Below are 21,386 nucleotides of genomic sequence, written 5' to 3' on the forward strand. Positions count from 1 at the left end.
AACAGTCGCCTGGACCTTTTCACTGCGGCCAGCTTGCGCTGGCGACCTTTCTCCCGAAGTTACAGGTCTATTTTGCCTAGTTCCTTAGCCATGAATCTCTCGAGCGCCTTAGGATACTCTCCTCGACTACCTGTGTCGGTTTACGGTACGGGTACTTATAACCTAAGTTTAGAAGCTTTTCTTGACAGCCCTTAGGCACACTATCTCTTCGTCCGTAGACTCCGAGTACTATCGCATTTCTCCAAGTCCGACGCATTTTACTATCAGACCTATAGGTACGTGCTTCAACGAACTATTCCGTCAGTTCGCGGTGCTTTCATCACTGTGTCACTCCATCACTGTTATAAGTAGTACGGGAATATTAACCCGTTGGCCATCGACGTCCCCCTTCGGGTGTGCCTTAGGTCCCGACTAACCCTCAGCTGATTAGCATAGCTGAGGAAACCTTAGTCTTACGGCGTGCGGGTTTCTCGCCCGCATTATCGTTACTTATGCCTACATTTTCTTTTCTAAAAGGTCCAGCAATTCTCACAAATCACCTTCAACCCCGTTAGAATGCTCCCCTACCACTCACGCATTAAGCGTAAATCCATAGCTTCGGTAGTATACTTATGCCCGATTATTATCCATGCTCGATCGCTCGACTAGTGAGCTGTTACGCACTCTTTAAATGAATGGCTGCTTCCAAGCCAACATCCTAGCTGTCTGGGCAATCAAACCGCGTTTTTTCAACTTAGCATACATTTGGGGACCTTAGCTGATGGTCTGGGTTCTTTCCCTCTCGGACATGGACCTTAGCACCCATGCCCTCACTGATAATTATCATTACTTAGCATTCGGAGTTTGTCAGGAATTGGTAGGCGGTGAAGCCCCCGCATCCAATCAGTAGCTCTACCTCTAAGTAACTATCGATTATCGCTGCACCTAAATGCATTTCGGGGAGTACGAGCTATTTCCGAGTTTGATTGGCCTTTCACCCCTACCCACAGGTCATCCGAAAACTTTTCAGCGTTAAACGGTTCGGTCCTCCATTTAGTGTTACCTAAACTTCAACCTGCCCATGGGTAGATCACACGGTTTCGCGTCTACCACTACTGACTAAAGCGCCCTATTAAGACTCGCTTTCGCTACGGATCCAGACCTGAAGTCCTTATCCTTGCCAGCAACGGTAACTCGTAGGCTCATTATGCAAAAGGCACGCCGTCACCCAACGAATGGGCTCCGACCGCTTGTAGGCGTATGGTTTCAGGATCTATTTCACTCCGTTATTCACGGTTCTTTTCACCTTTCCCTCACGGTACTGGTTCACTATCGGTCTCTCAGGAGTATTTAGCCTTGGCGGATGGTCCCGCCGGATTCAATCAAGGTTTCACGTGCCCCGACCTACTCAGGATACCACTATTCTTATCTTCTCTTACTTGTACGGGACTATCACCCTCTTTGGTTTACCTTTCCAGGTAATTCTAATTAAATCCGCAAGAAATATCGTGGTCCTACAACCCCAATATTGCCGTAACAACATTGGTTTGGGCTATTCCGCGTTCGCTCGCCACTACTTGCGGAATCACTTTTGTTTTCTTCTCCTCTGCCTACTTAGATGTTTCAGTTCAGCAGGTTCGCCTCCTATTAGGATAATATGTCTTCAACATACTGGGTTGCCCCATTCGGATATCTACGGATCAAGTCGTGTGTGCCGATCCCCGTAGCTTTTCGCAGCTTATCACGTCCTTCTTCGCCTCTGAGAGCCTAGGCATTCCCCATACGCCCTTATTTTGCTTATGTGCTTACAATTCTTTCGAATCGTACTTTCTATAAATTTTATTATTTTTGATTCTTTTCTAACTGTATTAGTTAAGTATCTCAATATGTCAATGATCGTTTTGAACTTGCGTTCTTGTGGAGAATATCGGAGTCGAACCGATGACCTCCTGCGTGCAAGGCAGGCGCTCTAGCCAGCTGAGCTAATCCCCCATAGATATAGATATTTGTGTTATCTGCTTCCATTGGGTTGTGGATAACGCAACCTCTATAATTTCCTTTTAAACCCTTAATGTATTAGTAGTCCCGGGCAGACTCGAACTGCCGACCCCTACATTATCAGTGTAGTACTCTAACCAGCTGAGCTACGAGACTCTGTATACTTAAGTGTTGTATTTTGAACTAACAGCGAGAGTAAAGTATTAATTACTAATTTTTTCTCTAGAAAGGAGGTGTTCCAGCCGCACCTTCCGGTACGGCTACCTTGTTACGACTTAGCCCTAGTTACCAGTTTTACCCTAGGCAGCTCCTTGCGGTCACCGACTTCAGGTACCCCCAGCTTCCATGGCTTGACGGGCGGTGTGTACAAGGCCCGGGAACGTATTCACCGGATCATGGCTGATATCCGATTACTAGCGATTCCAGCTTCATGGAGTCGAGTTGCAGACTCCAATCCGAACTGTGATCAGCTTTTGAGATTCGCATCCTGTCGCCAGGTAGCTGCTTTCTGTACTGACCATTGTAGCACGTGTGTAGCCCAGGACGTAAGGGCCGTGATGATTTGACGTCATCCCCACCTTCCTCACGGTTTGCACCGGCAGTCTTGCTAGAGTTCCCGACATTACTCGCTGGTAACTAACAATAGGGGTTGCGCTCGTTATAGGACTTAACCTGACACCTCACGGCACGAGCTGACGACAACCATGCAGCACCTTGTAAATTGTCCGAAGAAAAGTCTGTTTCCAAACCTGTCAATCTACATTTAAGCCCTGGTAAGGTTCCTCGCGTATCATCGAATTAAACCACATGCTCCACCGCTTGTGCGGGCCCCCGTCAATTCCTTTGAGTTTCATTCTTGCGAACGTACTCCCCAGGTGGGATACTTATCACTTTCGCTTAGCCACTCAGTCCGAAAACCGAACAGCTAGTATCCATCGTTTACGGCGTGGACTACCAGGGTATCTAATCCTGTTCGCTCCCCACGCTTTCGTTCATCAGCGTCAATAAGTACGTAGTAACCTGCCTTCGCAATTGGTATTCCATGTAATATCTAAGCATTTCACCGCTACACTACATATTCTAGTTACTTCCATACTATTCAAGTCAAACAGTATCAATGGCCGGGTCTTAGTTAAGCTAAGAAATTTCACCACTGACTTATCCAACCGCCTACGAACCCTTTAAACCCAATAATTCCGGATAACGCTCGGATCCTCCGTATTACCGCGGCTGCTGGCACGGAGTTAGCCGATCCTTATTCTTACAGTACCGTCAAATCACTACACGTAGCGAGGTTTCTTCCTGTACAAAAGCAGTTTACAATCCATAGGACCGTCATCCTGCACGCGGCATGGCTGGTTCAGAGTTGCCTCCATTGACCAATATTCCTCACTGCTGCCTCCCGTAGGAGTCTGGTCCGTGTCTCAGTACCAGTGTGGGGGATCTCCCTCTCAGGACCCCTAATCATCGTTGCCTTGGTATGCCGTTACCACACCAACTAGCTAATGATACGCATGCCCATCTTCTACCGATAAATCTTTATTAATCAAATGATGCCATCCAATTAAACCATGGAGCATTAATCCGAATTTCTTCGGGCTATTCCCCTGTAGAAGGTAGGTTGCATACGCGTTACTCACCCGTGCGCCGGTCTCTATTAAGCAAGCTCAATATACCCCTCGACTTGCATGTGTTAGGCCTGCCGCTAGCGTTCATCCTGAGCCAGGATCAAACTCTTCATCGTATATTTTTAATTTCGTTAATTAGCAAGTTAATTCAAATGTAAACATTTGCCTTACTCTCTTAATTTTTGCTGTCAATCCAATATGTCTATGAACGTGTCTTCTTATTTATAATCCCACTTGTGTTTCAAAGCGAGTGCAAAAGTATAACCTTTATTTTTATAAAGCAAATTAAATTTACTCTTTTTTTATAAAGTTATAATTTTTACGATATGTAAGTAGATAAAAAAATCCTTGCTGGAAATCAGCAAGGATTTCAAAAGAAAGGCGGTGTCATACTCTCCCACTGGTTAGCAGTACCATCTGCGCTAGCGGGCTTAACTTCTCTGTTCGAAATGGGAAGAGGTGAGCCCCGCTGCAATAACCACCTTAAATCGGTTGTTACCCTACGGATAACTAATATTTTTATATTAAGTTACTTAACTTTATACTATACAGTACTTTTTGATTTGAATCTATTATCCAATTTATTGCTTAGAAAGTTGCCCTCTCCCTGAATTTAATCAGGGAGAGATACACATAAGCTTACGGGTTATTAGTACTACTCGACTTTGACATTACTGTCTTTACATCTATAGCCTATCAACGTGGTCATCTTCCACGACCCTTTAAAGAAATCTCATCTTGTGGTGGGTTTCGCACTTATATGCTTTCAGCGCTTATCCCTTCCCAACGTAGCTACTCTGCGATGCCCCTGGCGAGACAACAGATGCACTAGAGGTTGGTCCAAATCGGTCCTCTCGTACTAGAATCAGATCCACTCAAATTTCTAACGCCCACAGTAGATAGAGACCGAACTGTCTCACGACGTTCTGAACCCAGCTCGCGTGCCACTTTAATGGGCGAACAGCCCAACCCTTGGGACCTTCTCCAGCCCCAGGATGTGACGAGCCGACATCGAGGTGCCAAACCCCCCCGTCGATATGAGCTCTTGGGGGAGATCAGCCTGTTATCCCCGGCGTACCTTTTATCCTTTGAGCGATGGCCCTTCCATGCGGAACCACCGGATCACTATGCTCTACTTTCGTACCTGATCGACTTGTTTGTCTCTCAGTCAAGCTCCCTTATACCATTGCACTCTACGCACGGTTACCAAGCGTGCTGAGGGAACCTTTAGAAGCCTCCGTTACTCTTTTGGAGGCGACCACCCCAGTCAAACTACCCACCAAGCAATGTCCTTCCTTACGGAAGTTAGATCTCAAATAAGCAAAGGGTGGTATTTCAACAATGACTCCACAACGCCTAGCGACGCCACTTCAAAGTCTCCCACCTATCCTACACATCACTTATCCAAGAACAATACTAAGCTATAGTAAAGGTGCACAGGGTCTTTTCGTCCCACTGCGGGTAATCGGCATCTTCACCGATACTACAATTTCACCGAGCTCATGGCTGAGACAGTGTCCAGATCGTTACACCATTCGTGCAGGTCGGAACTTACCCGACAAGGAATTTCGCTACCTTAGGACCGTTATAGTTACGGCCGCCGTTTACTGGGGCTTCAATTCAATGCTTCTCAACAATTACTCACCGATAACATCTCCTCTTAACCTTCCAGCACCGGGCAGGTGTCAGGCCCTATACTTCATCTTACGATTTTGCAGAGCCCTGTGTTTTTGATAAACAGTCGCCTGGACCTTTTCACTGCGGCCAGCTTGCGCTGGCGACCTTTCTCCCGAAGTTACAGGTCTATTTTGCCTAGTTCCTTAGCCATGAATCTCTCGAGCGCCTTAGGATACTCTCCTCGACTACCTGTGTCGGTTTACGGTACGGGTACTTATAACCTAAGTTTAGAAGCTTTTCTTGACAGCCCTTAGGCACACTATCTCTTCGTCCGTAGACTCCGAGTACTATCGCATTTCTCCAAGTCCGACGCATTTTACTATCAGACCTATAGGTACGTGCTTCAACGAACTATTCCGTCAGTTCGCGGTGCTTTCATCACTGTGTCACTCCATCACTGTTATAAGTAGTACGGGAATATTAACCCGTTGGCCATCGACGTCCCCCTTCGGGTGTGCCTTAGGTCCCGACTAACCCTCAGCTGATTAGCATAGCTGAGGAAACCTTAGTCTTACGGCGTGCGGGTTTCTCGCCCGCATTATCGTTACTTATGCCTACATTTTCTTTTCTAAAAGGTCCAGCAATTCTCACAAATCACCTTCAACCCCGTTAGAATGCTCCCCTACCACTCACGCATTAAGCGTAAATCCATAGCTTCGGTAGTATACTTATGCCCGATTATTATCCATGCTCGATCGCTCGACTAGTGAGCTGTTACGCACTCTTTAAATGAATGGCTGCTTCCAAGCCAACATCCTAGCTGTCTGGGCAATCAAACCGCGTTTTTTCAACTTAGCATACATTTGGGGACCTTAGCTGATGGTCTGGGTTCTTTCCCTCTCGGACATGGACCTTAGCACCCATGCCCTCACTGATAATTATCATTACTTAGCATTCGGAGTTTGTCAGGAATTGGTAGGCGGTGAAGCCCCCGCATCCAATCAGTAGCTCTACCTCTAAGTAACTATCGATTATCGCTGCACCTAAATGCATTTCGGGGAGTACGAGCTATTTCCGAGTTTGATTGGCCTTTCACCCCTACCCACAGGTCATCCGAAAACTTTTCAGCGTTAAACGGTTCGGTCCTCCATTTAGTGTTACCTAAACTTCAACCTGCCCATGGGTAGATCACACGGTTTCGCGTCTACCACTACTGACTAAAGCGCCCTATTAAGACTCGCTTTCGCTACGGATCCAGACCTGAAGTCCTTATCCTTGCCAGCAACGGTAACTCGTAGGCTCATTATGCAAAAGGCACGCCGTCACCCAACGAATGGGCTCCGACCGCTTGTAGGCGTATGGTTTCAGGATCTATTTCACTCCGTTATTCACGGTTCTTTTCACCTTTCCCTCACGGTACTGGTTCACTATCGGTCTCTCAGGAGTATTTAGCCTTGGCGGATGGTCCCGCCGGATTCAATCAAGGTTTCACGTGCCCCGACCTACTCAGGATACCACTATTCTTATCTTCTCTTACTTGTACGGGACTATCACCCTCTTTGGTTTACCTTTCCAGGTAATTCTAATTAAATCCGCAAGAAATATCGTGGTCCTACAACCCCAATATTGCCGTAACAACATTGGTTTGGGCTATTCCGCGTTCGCTCGCCACTACTTGCGGAATCACTTTTGTTTTCTTCTCCTCTGCCTACTTAGATGTTTCAGTTCAGCAGGTTCGCCTCCTATTAGGATAATATGTCTTCAACATACTGGGTTGCCCCATTCGGATATCTACGGATCAAGTCGTGTGTGCCGATCCCCGTAGCTTTTCGCAGCTTATCACGTCCTTCTTCGCCTCTGAGAGCCTAGGCATTCCCCATACGCCCTTATTTTGCTTATGTGCTTACAATTCTTTCGAATCGTACTTTCTATAAATTTTATTATTTTTGATTCTTTTCTAACTGTATTAGTTAAGTATCTCAATATGTCAATGATCGTTTTGAACTTGCGTTCTTGTGGAGAATATCGGAGTCGAACCGATGACCTCCTGCGTGCAAGGCAGGCGCTCTAGCCAGCTGAGCTAATCCCCCATAGATATAGATATTTGTGTTATCTGCTTCCATTGGGTTGTGGATAACGCAACCTCTATAATTTCCTTTTAAACCCTTAATGTATTAGTAGTCCCGGGCAGACTCGAACTGCCGACCCCTACATTATCAGTGTAGTACTCTAACCAGCTGAGCTACGAGACTCTGTATACTTAAGTGTTGTTTTTTGAACTAACAGCGAGAGTAAAGTATTAATTACTAATTTTTTCTCTAGAAAGGAGGTGTTCCAGCCGCACCTTCCGGTACGGCTACCTTGTTACGACTTAGCCCTAGTTACCAGTTTTACCCTAGGCAGCTCCTTGCGGTCACCGACTTCAGGTACCCCCAGCTTCCATGGCTTGACGGGCGGTGTGTACAAGGCCCGGGAACGTATTCACCGGATCATGGCTGATATCCGATTACTAGCGATTCCAGCTTCATGGAGTCGAGTTGCAGACTCCAATCCGAACTGTGATCAGCTTTTGAGATTCGCATCCTGTCGCCAGGTAGCTGCTTTCTGTACTGACCATTGTAGCACGTGTGTAGCCCAGGACGTAAGGGCCGTGATGATTTGACGTCATCCCCACCTTCCTCACGGTTTGCACCGGCAGTCTTGCTAGAGTTCCCGACATTACTCGCTGGTAACTAACAATAGGGGTTGCGCTCGTTATAGGACTTAACCTGACACCTCACGGCACGAGCTGACGACAACCATGCAGCACCTTGTAAATTGTCCGAAGAAAAGTCTGTTTCCAAACCTGTCAATCTACATTTAAGCCCTGGTAAGGTTCCTCGCGTATCATCGAATTAAACCACATGCTCCACCGCTTGTGCGGGCCCCCGTCAATTCCTTTGAGTTTCATTCTTGCGAACGTACTCCCCAGGTGGGATACTTATCACTTTCGCTTAGCCACTCAGTCCGAAAACCGAACAGCTAGTATCCATCGTTTACGGCGTGGACTACCAGGGTATCTAATCCTGTTCGCTCCCCACGCTTTCGTTCATCAGCGTCAATAAGTACGTAGTAACCTGCCTTCGCAATTGGTATTCCATGTAATATCTAAGCATTTCACCGCTACACTACATATTCTAGTTACTTCCATACTATTCAAGTCAAACAGTATCAATGGCCGGGTCTTAGTTAAGCTAAGAAATTTCACCACTGACTTATCCAACCGCCTACGAACCCTTTAAACCCAATAATTCCGGATAACGCTCGGATCCTCCGTATTACCGCGGCTGCTGGCACGGAGTTAGCCGATCCTTATTCTTACAGTACCGTCAAATCACTACACGTAGCGAGGTTTCTTCCTGTACAAAAGCAGTTTACAATCCATAGGACCGTCATCCTGCACGCGGCATGGCTGGTTCAGAGTTGCCTCCATTGACCAATATTCCTCACTGCTGCCTCCCGTAGGAGTCTGGTCCGTGTCTCAGTACCAGTGTGGGGGATCTCCCTCTCAGGACCCCTAATCATCGTTGCCTTGGTATGCCGTTACCACACCAACTAGCTAATGATACGCATGCCCATCTTCTACCGATAAATCTTTATTAATCAAATGATGCCATCCAATTAAACCATGGAGCATTAATCCGAATTTCTTCGGGCTATTCCCCTGTAGAAGGTAGGTTGCATACGCGTTACTCACCCGTGCGCCGGTCTCTATTAAGCAAGCTCAATATACCCCTCGACTTGCATGTGTTAGGCCTGCCGCTAGCGTTCATCCTGAGCCAGGATCAAACTCTTCATCGTATATTTTTAATTTCGTTAATTAGCAAGTTAATTCAAATGTAAACATTTGCCTTACTCTCTTAATTTTTGCTGTCAATCCAATATGTCTATGAACGTGTCTTCTTATTTATAATCCCACTTGTGTTTCAAAGCGAGTGCAAAAGTATAACCTTTATTTTTATAAAGCAAATTAAATTTACTCTTTTTTTATAAAGTTATAATTTTTACGATATGTAAGTAGATAAAAAAATCCTTGCTGGAAATCAGCAAGGATTTCAAAAGAAAGGCGGTGTCATACTCTCCCACTGGTTAGCAGTACCATCTGCGCTAGCGGGCTTAACTTCTCTGTTCGAAATGGGAAGAGGTGAGCCCCGCTGCAATAACCACCTTAAATCGGTTGTTACCCTACGGATAACTAATATTTTTATATTAAGTTACTTAACTTTATACTATACAGTACTTTTTGATTTGAATCTATTATCCAATTTATTGCTTAGAAAGTTGCCCTCTCCCTGAATTTAATCAGGGAGAGATACACATAAGCTTACGGGTTATTAGTACTACTCGACTTTGACATTACTGTCTTTACATCTATAGCCTATCAACGTGGTCATCTTCCACGACCCTTTAAAGAAATCTCATCTTGTGGTGGGTTTCGCACTTATATGCTTTCAGCGCTTATCCCTTCCCAACGTAGCTACTCTGCGATGCCCCTGGCGAGACAACAGATGCACTAGAGGTTGGTCCAAATCGGTCCTCTCGTACTAGAATCAGATCCACTCAAATTTCTAACGCCCACAGTAGATAGAGACCGAACTGTCTCACGACGTTCTGAACCCAGCTCGCGTGCCACTTTAATGGGCGAACAGCCCAACCCTTGGGACCTTCTCCAGCCCCAGGATGTGACGAGCCGACATCGAGGTGCCAAACCCCCCCGTCGATATGAGCTCTTGGGGGAGATCAGCCTGTTATCCCCGGCGTACCTTTTATCCTTTGAGCGATGGCCCTTCCATGCGGAACCACCGGATCACTATGCTCTACTTTCGTACCTGATCGACTTGTTTGTCTCTCAGTCAAGCTCCCTTATACCATTGCACTCTACGCACGGTTACCAAGCGTGCTGAGGGAACCTTTAGAAGCCTCCGTTACTCTTTTGGAGGCGACCACCCCAGTCAAACTACCCACCAAGCAATGTCCTTCCTTACGGAAGTTAGATCTCAAATAAGCAAAGGGTGGTATTTCAACAATGACTCCACAACGCCTAGCGACGCCACTTCAAAGTCTCCCACCTATCCTACACATCACTTATCCAAGAACAATACTAAGCTATAGTAAAGGTGCACAGGGTCTTTTCGTCCCACTGCGGGTAATCGGCATCTTCACCGATACTACAATTTCACCGAGCTCATGGCTGAGACAGTGTCCAGATCGTTACACCATTCGTGCAGGTCGGAACTTACCCGACAAGGAATTTCGCTACCTTAGGACCGTTATAGTTACGGCCGCCGTTTACTGGGGCTTCAATTCAATGCTTCTCAACAATTACTCACCGATAACATCTCCTCTTAACCTTCCAGCACCGGGCAGGTGTCAGGCCCTATACTTCATCTTACGATTTTGCAGAGCCCTGTGTTTTTGATAAACAGTCGCCTGGACCTTTTCACTGCGGCCAGCTTGCGCTGGCGACCTTTCTCCCGAAGTTACAGGTCTATTTTGCCTAGTTCCTTAGCCATGAATCTCTCGAGCGCCTTAGGATACTCTCCTCGACTACCTGTGTCGGTTTACGGTACGGGTACTTATAACCTAAGTTTAGAAGCTTTTCTTGACAGCCCTTAGGCACACTATCTCTTCGTCCGTAGACTCCGAGTACTATCGCATTTCTCCAAGTCCGACGCATTTTACTATCAGACCTATAGGTACGTGCTTCAACGAACTATTCCGTCAGTTCGCGGTGCTTTCATCACTGTGTCACTCCATCACTGTTATAAGTAGTACGGGAATATTAACCCGTTGGCCATCGACGTCCCCCTTCGGGTGTGCCTTAGGTCCCGACTAACCCTCAGCTGATTAGCATAGCTGAGGAAACCTTAGTCTTACGGCGTGCGGGTTTCTCGCCCGCATTATCGTTACTTATGCCTACATTTTCTTTTCTAAAAGGTCCAGCAATTCTCACAAATCACCTTCAACCCCGTTAGAATGCTCCCCTACCACTCACGCATTAAGCGTAAATCCATAGCTTCGGTAGTATACTTATGCCCGATTATTATCCATGCTCGATCGCTCGACTAGTGAGCTGTTACGCACTCTTTAAATGAATGGCTGCTTCCAAGCCAACATCCTAGCTGTCTGGGCAATCAAACCGCGTTTTTTCAACTTAGCATACATTTGGGGACCTTAGCTGATGGTCTGGGTTCTTTCCCTCTCGGACATGGACCTTAGCACCCATGCCCTCACTGATAATTATCATTACTTAGCATTCGGAGTTTGTCAGGAATTGGTAGGCGGTGAAGCCCCCGCATCCAATCAGTAGCTCTACCTCTAAGTAACTATCGATTATCGCTGCACCTAAATGCATTTCGGGGAGTACGAGCTATTTCCGAGTTTGATTGGCCTTTCACCCCTACCCACAGGTCATCCGAAAACTTTTCAGCGTTAAACGGTTCGGTCCTCCATTTAGTGTTACCTAAACTTCAACCTGCCCATGGGTAGATCACACGGTTTCGCGTCTACCACTACTGACTAAAGCGCCCTATTAAGACTCGCTTTCGCTACGGATCCAGACCTGAAGTCCTTATCCTTGCCAGCAACGGTAACTCGTAGGCTCATTATGCAAAAGGCACGCCGTCACCCAACGAATGGGCTCCGACCGCTTGTAGGCGTATGGTTTCAGGATCTATTTCACTCCGTTATTCACGGTTCTTTTCACCTTTCCCTCACGGTACTGGTTCACTATCGGTCTCTCAGGAGTATTTAGCCTTGGCGGATGGTCCCGCCGGATTCAATCAAGGTTTCACGTGCCCCGACCTACTCAGGATACCACTATTCTTATCTTCTCTTACTTGTACGGGACTATCACCCTCTTTGGTTTACCTTTCCAGGTAATTCTAATTAAATCCGCAAGAAATATCGTGGTCCTACAACCCCAATATTGCCGTAACAACATTGGTTTGGGCTATTCCGCGTTCGCTCGCCACTACTTGCGGAATCACTTTTGTTTTCTTCTCCTCTGCCTACTTAGATGTTTCAGTTCAGCAGGTTCGCCTCCTATTAGGATAATATGTCTTCAACATACTGGGTTGCCCCATTCGGATATCTACGGATCAAGTCGTGTGTGCCGATCCCCGTAGCTTTTCGCAGCTTATCACGTCCTTCTTCGCCTCTGAGAGCCTAGGCATTCCCCATACGCCCTTATTTTGCTTATGTGCTTACAATTCTTTCGAATCGTACTTTCTATAAATTTTATTATTTTTGATTCTTTTCTAACTGTATTAGTTAAGTATCTCAATATGTCAATGATCGTTGTGGCAATCATAACTGATAAGTATATCAGCTTTGACTTATGCCGTTGTGGAGAATATCGGAGTCGAACCGATGACCTCCTGCGTGCAAGGCAGGCGCTCTAGCCAGCTGAGCTAATCCCCCATAGATATAGATATTTGTGTTATCTGCTTCCATTGGGTTGTGGATAACGCAACCTCTATAATTTCCTTTTAAACCCTTAATGTATTAGTAGTCCCGGGCAGACTCGAACTGCCGACCCCTACATTATCAGTGTAGTACTCTAACCAGCTGAGCTACGAGACTCTGTATACTTAAGTGTTGTATTTTGAACTAACAGCGAGAGTAAAGTATTAATTACTAATTTTTTCTCTAGAAAGGAGGTGTTCCAGCCGCACCTTCCGGTACGGCTACCTTGTTACGACTTAGCCCTAGTTACCAGTTTTACCCTAGGCAGCTCCTTGCGGTCACCGACTTCAGGTACCCCCAGCTTCCATGGCTTGACGGGCGGTGTGTACAAGGCCCGGGAACGTATTCACCGGATCATGGCTGATATCCGATTACTAGCGATTCCAGCTTCATGGAGTCGAGTTGCAGACTCCAATCCGAACTGTGATCAGCTTTTGAGATTCGCATCCTGTCGCCAGGTAGCTGCTTTCTGTACTGACCATTGTAGCACGTGTGTAGCCCAGGACGTAAGGGCCGTGATGATTTGACGTCATCCCCACCTTCCTCACGGTTTGCACCGGCAGTCTTGCTAGAGTTCCCGACATTACTCGCTGGTAACTAACAATAGGGGTTGCGCTCGTTATAGGACTTAACCTGACACCTCACGGCACGAGCTGACGACAACCATGCAGCACCTTGTAAATTGTCCGAAGAAAAGTCTGTTTCCAAACCTGTCAATCTACATTTAAGCCCTGGTAAGGTTCCTCGCGTATCATCGAATTAAACCACATGCTCCACCGCTTGTGCGGGCCCCCGTCAATTCCTTTGAGTTTCATTCTTGCGAACGTACTCCCCAGGTGGGATACTTATCACTTTCGCTTAGCCACTCAGTCCGAAAACCGAACAGCTAGTATCCATCGTTTACGGCGTGGACTACCAGGGTATCTAATCCTGTTCGCTCCCCACGCTTTCGTTCATCAGCGTCAATAAGTACGTAGTAACCTGCCTTCGCAATTGGTATTCCATGTAATATCTAAGCATTTCACCGCTACACTACATATTCTAGTTACTTCCATACTATTCAAGTCAAACAGTATCAATGGCCGGGTCTTAGTTAAGCTAAGAAATTTCACCACTGACTTATCCAACCGCCTACGAACCCTTTAAACCCAATAATTCCGGATAACGCTCGGATCCTCCGTATTACCGCGGCTGCTGGCACGGAGTTAGCCGATCCTTATTCTTACAGTACCGTCAAATCACTACACGTAGCGAGGTTTCTTCCTGTACAAAAGCAGTTTACAATCCATAGGACCGTCATCCTGCACGCGGCATGGCTGGTTCAGAGTTGCCTCCATTGACCAATATTCCTCACTGCTGCCTCCCGTAGGAGTCTGGTCCGTGTCTCAGTACCAGTGTGGGGGATCTCCCTCTCAGGACCCCTAATCATCGTTGCCTTGGTATGCCGTTACCACACCAACTAGCTAATGATACGCATGCCCATCTTCTACCGATAAATCTTTATTAATCAAATGATGCCATCCAATTAAACCATGGAGCATTAATCCGAATTTCTTCGGGCTATTCCCCTGTAGAAGGTAGGTTACATACGCGTTACTCACCCGTGCGCCGGTCTCTATTAAGCAAGCTCAATATACCCCTCGACTTGCATGTGTTAGGCCTGCCGCTAGCGTTCATCCTGAGCCAGGATCAAACTCTTCATCGTATATTTTTAATTTCGTTAATTAGCAAGTTAATTCAAATGTAAACATTTGCCTTACTCTCTTAATTTTTGCTGTCAATCCAATATGTCTATGAACGTGTCTTCTTAATTATAACCTCACTTGTGTTTCAAAGCGAGTGCAAAAGTAAATAACTTTTTTGATTTAGCAAAACTTTTTTAAAATAAATTTCAATTTGTTTTTGTCGCTAAACCACCGTATTTACTGAAACGGACTGCAAAGATACAACCTTATTTTTTACTTATCCAAATTTAATTTCTTATTTTTTTCAAAGCGAAATAACGTTACTTTTTTATCTTTACTCCTTCACTATCTGTGTATGATCGTCTGCTGTAATGCGGATGCAAAAGTAGCATCTTTTTCGCTATTTCCAAACTTTACAACTCCTTTTTTGAAAGGTTTTTTATAACCTGTTGTTATGTTGCTTCTTACCTCTGAAAGTTTTTTTACTTTTTGTTTTTATTGGTTCAAATAGGTCTGGACTTCTTTATTAAAGTTATTCCTCATTATATATATGCATTCTTATTACTCTCCTTATATATAGTACAAAGTTACCTATATTACTTCTACAGGTATTATAAAGCGGTTATTTTGATATCATTTGCTATCAAATGACATCATATGCACTATAAACGCTGTCCCACTTTTTTCTATATTTAATATAACATACTGATTTTCAAAATAATTACATTATCTTAAATGAAGATTGTTCGGAGATACACCAGAGATGAGTCGTAGATACCTCGCCTAAAGGCCTTTTTCGCGAACCATCTACGGCTTATCTACGAGCTATCTACGACTAAGCACCACGCTAAACTATTATAAAACAGCCTGAAACCCAGTATTTACAAGCTATTCAGAGTATAAATCTTGTAAAAGAGCTCTTATTAGAACTTCGTAAAAACCTTTTTCACTACTAATAATCACCATACTATTAGCTATTTGTACTACTTACCATCACAAAACCAAGCAAGAGGTCCTGTACTAACGCCAAACAAAAAAGCCACTTAACGCAAGCGTTAAGTGGCTTTTTATTCTATATTATTTCATTTATTTCTTAGCTAATTTAAACCTCACCTTCTCCCCTGCAGCATCAATCTTCATTAGATAAACACCTATTGCATTAAAAATACTTGTTCCCTTATTACTAATTATAAAAAAAGAGTTCTCTTAGAACAAAGAGAACTCTTTTTTAAAATATCTTATCTGCATTTCGTAAAACGAAAAAAAACACCAAAAGAATAATTAATACATATGCAAACCAATTAGGAATAGCATATTTCTCTAAAAACTTTTTATTACCTAATAAATATACCTCTATCAAAGCAAAATAAAGAAATGCCAACAAAGGAAGTAAAATATAAATAAGAGGATTTAACAGAAATGCTTCACTAAAGTTTCCGTGTAATAAAGAATGTAGAGCACGTTGTCCGCCACATCCTGGACACAACCAACCTGTTTGTTTATTAAATATACAAACAACACCAGTACTTCCTTCACTTCCAAAAAAATTATAATAGTAAAAAACTAATAAGATCGGTATTAAGAAAAACAAAATTCTAACACACCATTTTCTCATATCTTATTGATTTTCGGCTTCCTCTATCGCTTGTTGCATCAATTCTTGAAAACCTTCTATACCACCAACTTCTTGAAAAAAGAAATAATAAGCAGTAATACCTGCAGCGGTTAAAACTAAAGCAATAATTGACAATATTTTAGCTGTCTTCGCGGATTTAACAGCACCATTATAATCACCATTATTAAATTTACTTGTAGATTGACTTGACATTACAATTGCAATAATACCTAAAATCAATCCTAAACACCAAATTGAACACACACTCAAAATGGTAGAAACTATTGACAAAGCCATATAATTATTTGGCTTTTCTAAAATAACTTCTGTTGTTTCAAAACTATTTAAATCCATACTTTAATATTTTAACGCAATATAGAGTATTTTTACAAAAAATAAAACAACAAATAATTATTAAAGCAAGTACCTTAACGTCAGATAATTAAACACAAAAAAAGAGAACTATAATAGTTCTCTTTTGTATGTTTATCATTAAAATAATTAATTGGCGTATTTCTTAAGGAAATCATCTAAATCTCCTTGTAATAAACTCTGAGCATCATTAACGATTGCATCCACATCTTCAATAGTTAAAATAGGTTTTAACTTAGCGTCGTTTCTCAACCAATCTAAATACTCTTTATTAAACTCTGCATTGCTATATTCTCCTTCCTCTATCAATTCCTCTTTATCAGAAAAATAAAACTCCTCGTCATAAATTACTGGCTCTACATCATAAGCTGCAACTTGCAAAAGCTCTTTCAAATTCTTAGCCGCAATAAAAACGCCTCCTTCATCTCCAAAAATAACAATTGGACACTCTTCTAAGTTTTCATTTTTTACCCAAAAAGCAAAAATACTTCCTGTACTATTAGCTTCTGCAAAAGGAATAAAAGAATTTACAAATTCCACATCCTCTGAAAAAGATTCTATAATGCCTGGATCTTCATCAATTAAATAAAGTGCATTCGAATAATATGATGGAATAGTGTCTAATAACTGAAATTCCATTAAGCTTTTTAATTCATTAGGTATTTTATACCCCTTAAATAACGCAGTAAATTCTTGTTTTACCATTGTGTTGTTCATTTTTGCCTTTTTACCAGGCTTACAGTTTTTTTAATTAAAAAATAAATTAAAGTAATAAAGTCTACCTTAAATAACCTTATTACTTATATTCAATAAAGATAAAATATTTTTTTTTACAAAAAATAATATTTTAAACATTATTATTGTTTTTTATATAACAAATAGTATTTCTTTTTCAGAGCATAAAAGTAATATTTTAAAACAAAACTTTCAAAAATTCTTATTTAAATAACAATTATATTAAAAATAAAAGACACTCACTATTCACATCCTTACTTATAAATCTAAGTGTTTTTAACTATTTACATTCAAATAATTATATTTGCCTACTTAAATAAAGAAATACAACACTTCATAATATGTCCACATCACATACTATATATTTAGCTTCAGCCCTTTTAACAAATGACAAAAATGAAATGCTAACAGTTAGAAAAAAAGGATCAACCTTCTATATGATGGCAGGAGGAAAAATCGAATTAGGAGAGACACCAATTGAAACCTTAAAAAGGGAAATTCAAGAAGAATTACAATTAAACATTACAAACGATCAAATTACATTATTAGGTACGCATCAAACAATAGCTGTCAATGAAGCTAATACAATTGTTAACGCTACAATTTTTCATGTCAGAATAAATAACTCATCGATTCAAGCAAGTGCAGAAATTGAAGAGATAAAATGGGTAACAAAAGAAAATTATAAAAGCATTAAGCTTGCTCACCTTTTAAAAGAATTTAGTCTTCCAATTTGGTTAAAAATGAAATAGGCCTTACGAATTAACGTAAAGCCTATTTTTATACTCGTTCAACTATGCTTGTTTCTTAACAAACTTAGTTAGGATTACAATTGTTTGTCCATCTACCTTTCCTTCAATTTGTTCTACATTATCGTGAACTAATCTAATATTTCTTACAGCCGTACCAATTTTAGCATTAATAGTAGATCCTTTTACATCAAGGTCTTTAATTAATGTTACGGTATCCCCTCCTACTAAAATATTTCCGTTACAGTCTTTATGCAATTCTACAGAACCATCACCTATGTGATCTCCACTTAATTTAGCAAATTCAAGTAACTCATCATCTAAATACATCATATCTAAACTATCCGCAGCCCAGCTTTCATTTCTAAAACGGTTAAGCATACGCCAAGCAACAACTTGTACTGCAGGAAATTCACTCCACATTGAAGTTGTTAAACACTGCCAATGATTAGAATCTAATTCTTGCTTTTTATCAATTTGAGCCAAACAAGTATCACAAATATAAATCTCTCTATCTGCATCATTTGCAGCAGCAGGTGGTACTTCATAAACATTTAAATGCCCAGTAGCCTCACATAATTCACACTTGTTACCACTTCTTTCTTTCAGTTGCGCTTCAGTCTTCATACTTTATAATCTAATAAATATTAAAGGTGTAAATATAAACTTAAATATTTATATACAAAAAATAATAAAACGACTCATTATATAAAGTATTTTCATTTAGAAGCTACTAATATCACATCTTTATATATTACAATACTTCAAACCTTATAATTACATCAGAAAAAACATTGGCAACGACACTATACAAACAAATGCTTTATCTTTACTACTTAACAACACACAATTATTAAAATGAAAACAGATATTGAAATTGCACGCGAGTGTAAGCTTGAAAAAGTACAAGACATTGCCAATAAAATTGGTGTAGATCAAGAAGCATTAATTCCATACGGAAAGCACATGGCAAAAGTTTCACTTGAAGAAATTAATGCCGAGAAAATTAAACAATCTAATTTAATCCTTGTTACTTCAATTACCCCTACCAAAGCAGGAATAGGTAAAACGACTGTTTCAATTGGTTTAGCATTAGGATTAAATAAAATTGGTAAGAATGCCATAGTAGCATTACGCGAACCATCATTAGGCCCATGCTTTGGAATGAAAGGTGGAGCAGCTGGAGGTGGTTATGCTCAAGTATTGCCAATGGAAAACATCAATCTTCACTTTACAGGAGATTTTCACGCTATCACATCAGCACACAATACCATCAGTGCATTATTCGACAATTATATTTATCAAAACAGAGCCTCTGAAAATGGTATAAAAGAAATACTTTGGAAACGAGTATTAGATGTAAACGATCGTAGCTTACGCTATTTAGTATCAGGACTTAGAGGCAGCGCGAATGGAGTTCCTCAAGAAACAGGTTTTGACATTACCCCTGCGTCAGAAATTATGGCTATACTATGTTTAGCAAGTGATATAGATGATTTACGCAGAAGAATTGAAAACATCTTATTAGGATATCGCTATGATGGCAGTATGTTTACTGTCAAAGACCTTGGTGTAGCTGGAGCAATAACAGTCCTATTAAAAGACGCTTTAAACCCTAACTTAGTTCAAACAACAGAAAACACTGCAGCTTTTATTCACGGAGGACCATTTGCTAATATTGCGCACGGATGTAACTCTGTAATTGCAACTAAAATGGCTATGAGTTTTGGAGACTACGTAATAACAGAAGCTGGCTTTGGTGCAGACTTAGGAGCAGAGAAATTTTTTGATATTAAATGTAGAAAATCAGGGCTACAACCAAAGCTAACAATTATAGTAGCTACAGCACAAGGCTTAAAAATGCACGGAGGAATTCCTATTGAAGAGATTAAAACTAAAAATACAGTTGGAATTACTAAAGGATTAGAAAACTTAGCTAAACACATTGAGAACATCCGTTCATTCGGACAAAATATAGTTGTAGCCTTTAATAAATACGCTTCAGACGATGCAGAAGAAATTGCTATTGTACAACAATATTGTAAAGACAATGCTATTGGTTTTGCCTTAAACAATGCATTTGTTGAAGGAGGAGAAGGAGCAAAAGAATTAGCACAAACTGTTGTAAATGCAATCGAAACTGCACCGAGTAAAGAGCTAACACTCCCATATAAAGACGAAGACACTATTGCCTACAAAGTAGAACAAGTAGCTAAAAAGATATATGGAGCAACTCACGTAGAATTTTCAGCAGTTGCTAAAAGAAAATTAGCACTTTTAAAATCAACAGAAATGGATAAATATCCAGTATGTATTGCTAAAACACAATTTTCTTTCTCTGCCGATGCTAAAGCTTTTGGAGTAGCAAAAGATTTTGAGATTCTTATAAACGATATAGTTATAAATAGAGGAGCTGAATTTATTGTTGCTATTGCTGGAGATATCATGCGTATGCCAGGACTACCTAAAGTTCCACAAGCAACTAAAATTGACTTAGTTAATGGTCTTATAGAAGGATTAAGCTAATTGGCTATCACTTTAAAATAAAAAAAGGTATTGACACTATGATCAATACCTTTTTTTTAATTGCATTAAGCTTTAACAGATTATTACAAATAACAACAAAATATTTTTATTAACAAAATTTTTTTTAATCATTCACATTATTATTTATAAAAATTATTTTATTATATTTGAAATGATACTTTTGATGATAATTTATCTTAAAAGTGTTTAAATATTATTTAATTATTTCAAATGAACGAATTAATCTATCATTTATTCAATCCTTTACCTAACGCTATTATGACAGTGTTAATGATAATCTCGATTATTTATTGGATTATCTCTTTTTTAGGTGGTGGAATAGACAATACCGATATTGACCTTGATTTAGATGTAGATATTAATGCTGACATTGGTGTTGATGCAGATGTAGACACAGATTTTGATCTTACCAATAATAACGTTGATACGATAACCGACAACAATATTGATACAACCGTTCATAGCGATCCAAGTGTATTCATAAAGTTTCTTCATTATATAAATGTCGGTAAAGTACCATTTATGATAGTACTTACATTACTTAAATTCTTTACGTGGGCAGGGACTCTTCTTGCTACAACAATACCAACTGTTTCTAACTTAGGAATGAAATCCGTTGTAATACTAATACCACTTTCTTTTATCGCAATATTCGTTACACACTATGCTACTACCCCTATTGCACGATTTCTTTACAACACGGGGTATCACGGTGAAGAAGCTATTGATTTTATAGGAAAGGAAGGTAAAATGATTTCCAGCATATCCGCAGTAAAAAAGGGGAATGTTGAAATTCTAATAGAAAACGCCCCCGTTAAACTACTCGTTACAAGTAAAGATGGCCAACCTCTCTCTTTTGGAGACAAGGTTTTAATCATTAATAAATCAACAGACAAGAATGTTTATATCGCAAAGAAAATAAACACATAACTATAACCATTAAATAAAAATTGAA

Annotated in this window: 7 protein-coding genes, 6 tRNA genes and 8 rRNA genes (1 of these 21 only partly in view); 3 read left to right on the top strand and 18 right to left on the bottom strand. The window is 41.3% G+C overall.

All coding sequences use genetic code 11. The features are described from left to right. From GQS07_RS00895 to GQS07_RS00975, 17 genes are all read right to left on the bottom strand, one after another. Nucleotides 1–1,782, bottom strand: a 23S ribosomal RNA gene (locus GQS07_RS00895) (it extends 1,107 nt beyond the left edge of the window). Between the two features lie 115 nt (nt 1,783–1,897). Further along, nucleotides 1,898–1,971, bottom strand: a tRNA-Ala gene (locus GQS07_RS00900). 88 nt (nt 1,972–2,059) lie between these two features. Beyond that, nucleotides 2,060–2,133: transfer RNA gene (locus GQS07_RS00905), tRNA-Ile, on the bottom strand. 70 nt (nt 2,134–2,203) lie between these two features. Next, nucleotides 2,204–3,721 (bottom strand): 16S ribosomal RNA (locus GQS07_RS00910). Between the two features lie 260 nt (nt 3,722–3,981). Then, nucleotides 3,982–4,091, bottom strand: a 5S ribosomal RNA gene (gene rrf / locus GQS07_RS00915). A 143-nt stretch (nt 4,092–4,234) separates the two neighbouring features. Beyond that, nucleotides 4,235–7,123: ribosomal RNA gene (locus tag GQS07_RS00920) — 23S ribosomal RNA — on the bottom strand. Between the two features lie 115 nt (nt 7,124–7,238). After that, nucleotides 7,239–7,312 (bottom strand) — tRNA-Ala (locus tag GQS07_RS00925). Nucleotides 7,313–7,400: 88 nt separating this feature from the next. Next, a tRNA-Ile gene (locus GQS07_RS00930) sits at nt 7,401–7,474 on the bottom strand. Between the two features lie 70 nt (nt 7,475–7,544). Then, nucleotides 7,545–9,062: ribosomal RNA gene (locus tag GQS07_RS00935) — 16S ribosomal RNA — on the bottom strand. Nucleotides 9,063–9,322: 260 nt separating this feature from the next. Further along, a 5S ribosomal RNA gene (rrf, locus tag GQS07_RS00940) occupies nt 9,323–9,432 on the bottom strand. A 143-nt stretch (nt 9,433–9,575) separates the two neighbouring features. Then, nucleotides 9,576–12,464 (bottom strand): 23S ribosomal RNA (locus tag GQS07_RS00945). A 145-nt stretch (nt 12,465–12,609) separates the two neighbouring features. Continuing rightward, nucleotides 12,610–12,683, bottom strand: a tRNA-Ala gene (locus GQS07_RS00950). An 88-nt stretch (nt 12,684–12,771) separates the two neighbouring features. Further along, a tRNA-Ile gene (locus GQS07_RS00955) sits at nt 12,772–12,845 on the bottom strand. A 70-nt stretch (nt 12,846–12,915) separates the two neighbouring features. Further along, a 16S ribosomal RNA gene (locus GQS07_RS00960) occupies nt 12,916–14,433 on the bottom strand. Together the 16S, 23S and 5S rRNA genes with 6 tRNA genes alongside form the textbook arrangement of a ribosomal RNA operon. A gap of 1,208 nt (nt 14,434–15,641) precedes the next feature. Beyond that, entirely contained in the window at nt 15,642–16,028 is a 387-nt protein-coding gene (locus GQS07_RS00965; RefSeq protein ID WP_158209247.1) for a DUF2752 domain-containing protein, read from the bottom strand. A gap of 3 nt (nt 16,029–16,031) precedes the next feature. After that, entirely contained in the window at nt 16,032–16,382 is a 351-nt protein-coding gene (locus GQS07_RS00970) for a CD225/dispanin family protein (protein WP_158209248.1), read from the bottom strand. 147 nt (nt 16,383–16,529) lie between these two features. Further along, nucleotides 16,530–17,117 (bottom strand): cell wall assembly protein, encoded by a 588-nt coding sequence (locus GQS07_RS00975; protein WP_233269293.1) that lies wholly within the window; start codon nt 17,115–17,117, stop codon nt 16,530–16,532. Nucleotides 17,118–17,476: 359 nt separating this feature from the next. On the opposite strand from GQS07_RS00975, the gene GQS07_RS00980 reads away from it, so the two are divergent. Next, nucleotides 17,477–17,887: an NUDIX hydrolase gene (locus GQS07_RS00980; protein ID WP_158209249.1), complete on the top strand. Its 411-nt coding sequence runs from the start codon at nt 17,477–17,479 to the stop codon at nt 17,885–17,887. Between the two features lie 42 nt (nt 17,888–17,929). Here the strand turns inward: GQS07_RS00980 and GQS07_RS00985 are convergent, their stop codons facing one another. Continuing rightward, nucleotides 17,930–18,511 carry a PhnA domain-containing protein gene (locus tag GQS07_RS00985; RefSeq protein ID WP_158209250.1) on the bottom strand — a complete coding sequence of 194 codons (582 nt, stop codon included), beginning with the start codon at nt 18,509–18,511 and terminating at the stop codon, nt 17,930–17,932. A 231-nt stretch (nt 18,512–18,742) separates the two neighbouring features. On the opposite strand from GQS07_RS00985, the gene GQS07_RS00990 reads away from it, so the two are divergent. Together GQS07_RS00990 and GQS07_RS00995 are read left to right on the top strand one after the other, a co-directional pair. Then, nucleotides 18,743–20,410, top strand: coding sequence for a formate--tetrahydrofolate ligase (locus GQS07_RS00990; RefSeq protein WP_158209251.1), 1,668 nt, complete (start codon nt 18,743–18,745; stop codon nt 20,408–20,410). Nucleotides 20,411–20,641: 231 nt separating this feature from the next. Then, nucleotides 20,642–21,361, top strand: coding sequence for an OB-fold-containig protein (locus GQS07_RS00995; RefSeq protein ID WP_158209252.1), 720 nt, complete (start codon nt 20,642–20,644; stop codon nt 21,359–21,361). Nucleotides 21,362–21,386 lie beyond the last annotated feature (25 nt).

Origin of the sequence: Myroides phaeus (assembly GCF_009799805.1) — a bacterium.
GTDB classification, from domain to species: Bacteria; Bacteroidota; Bacteroidia; order Flavobacteriales; family Flavobacteriaceae; genus Flavobacterium; species Flavobacterium phaeum_A.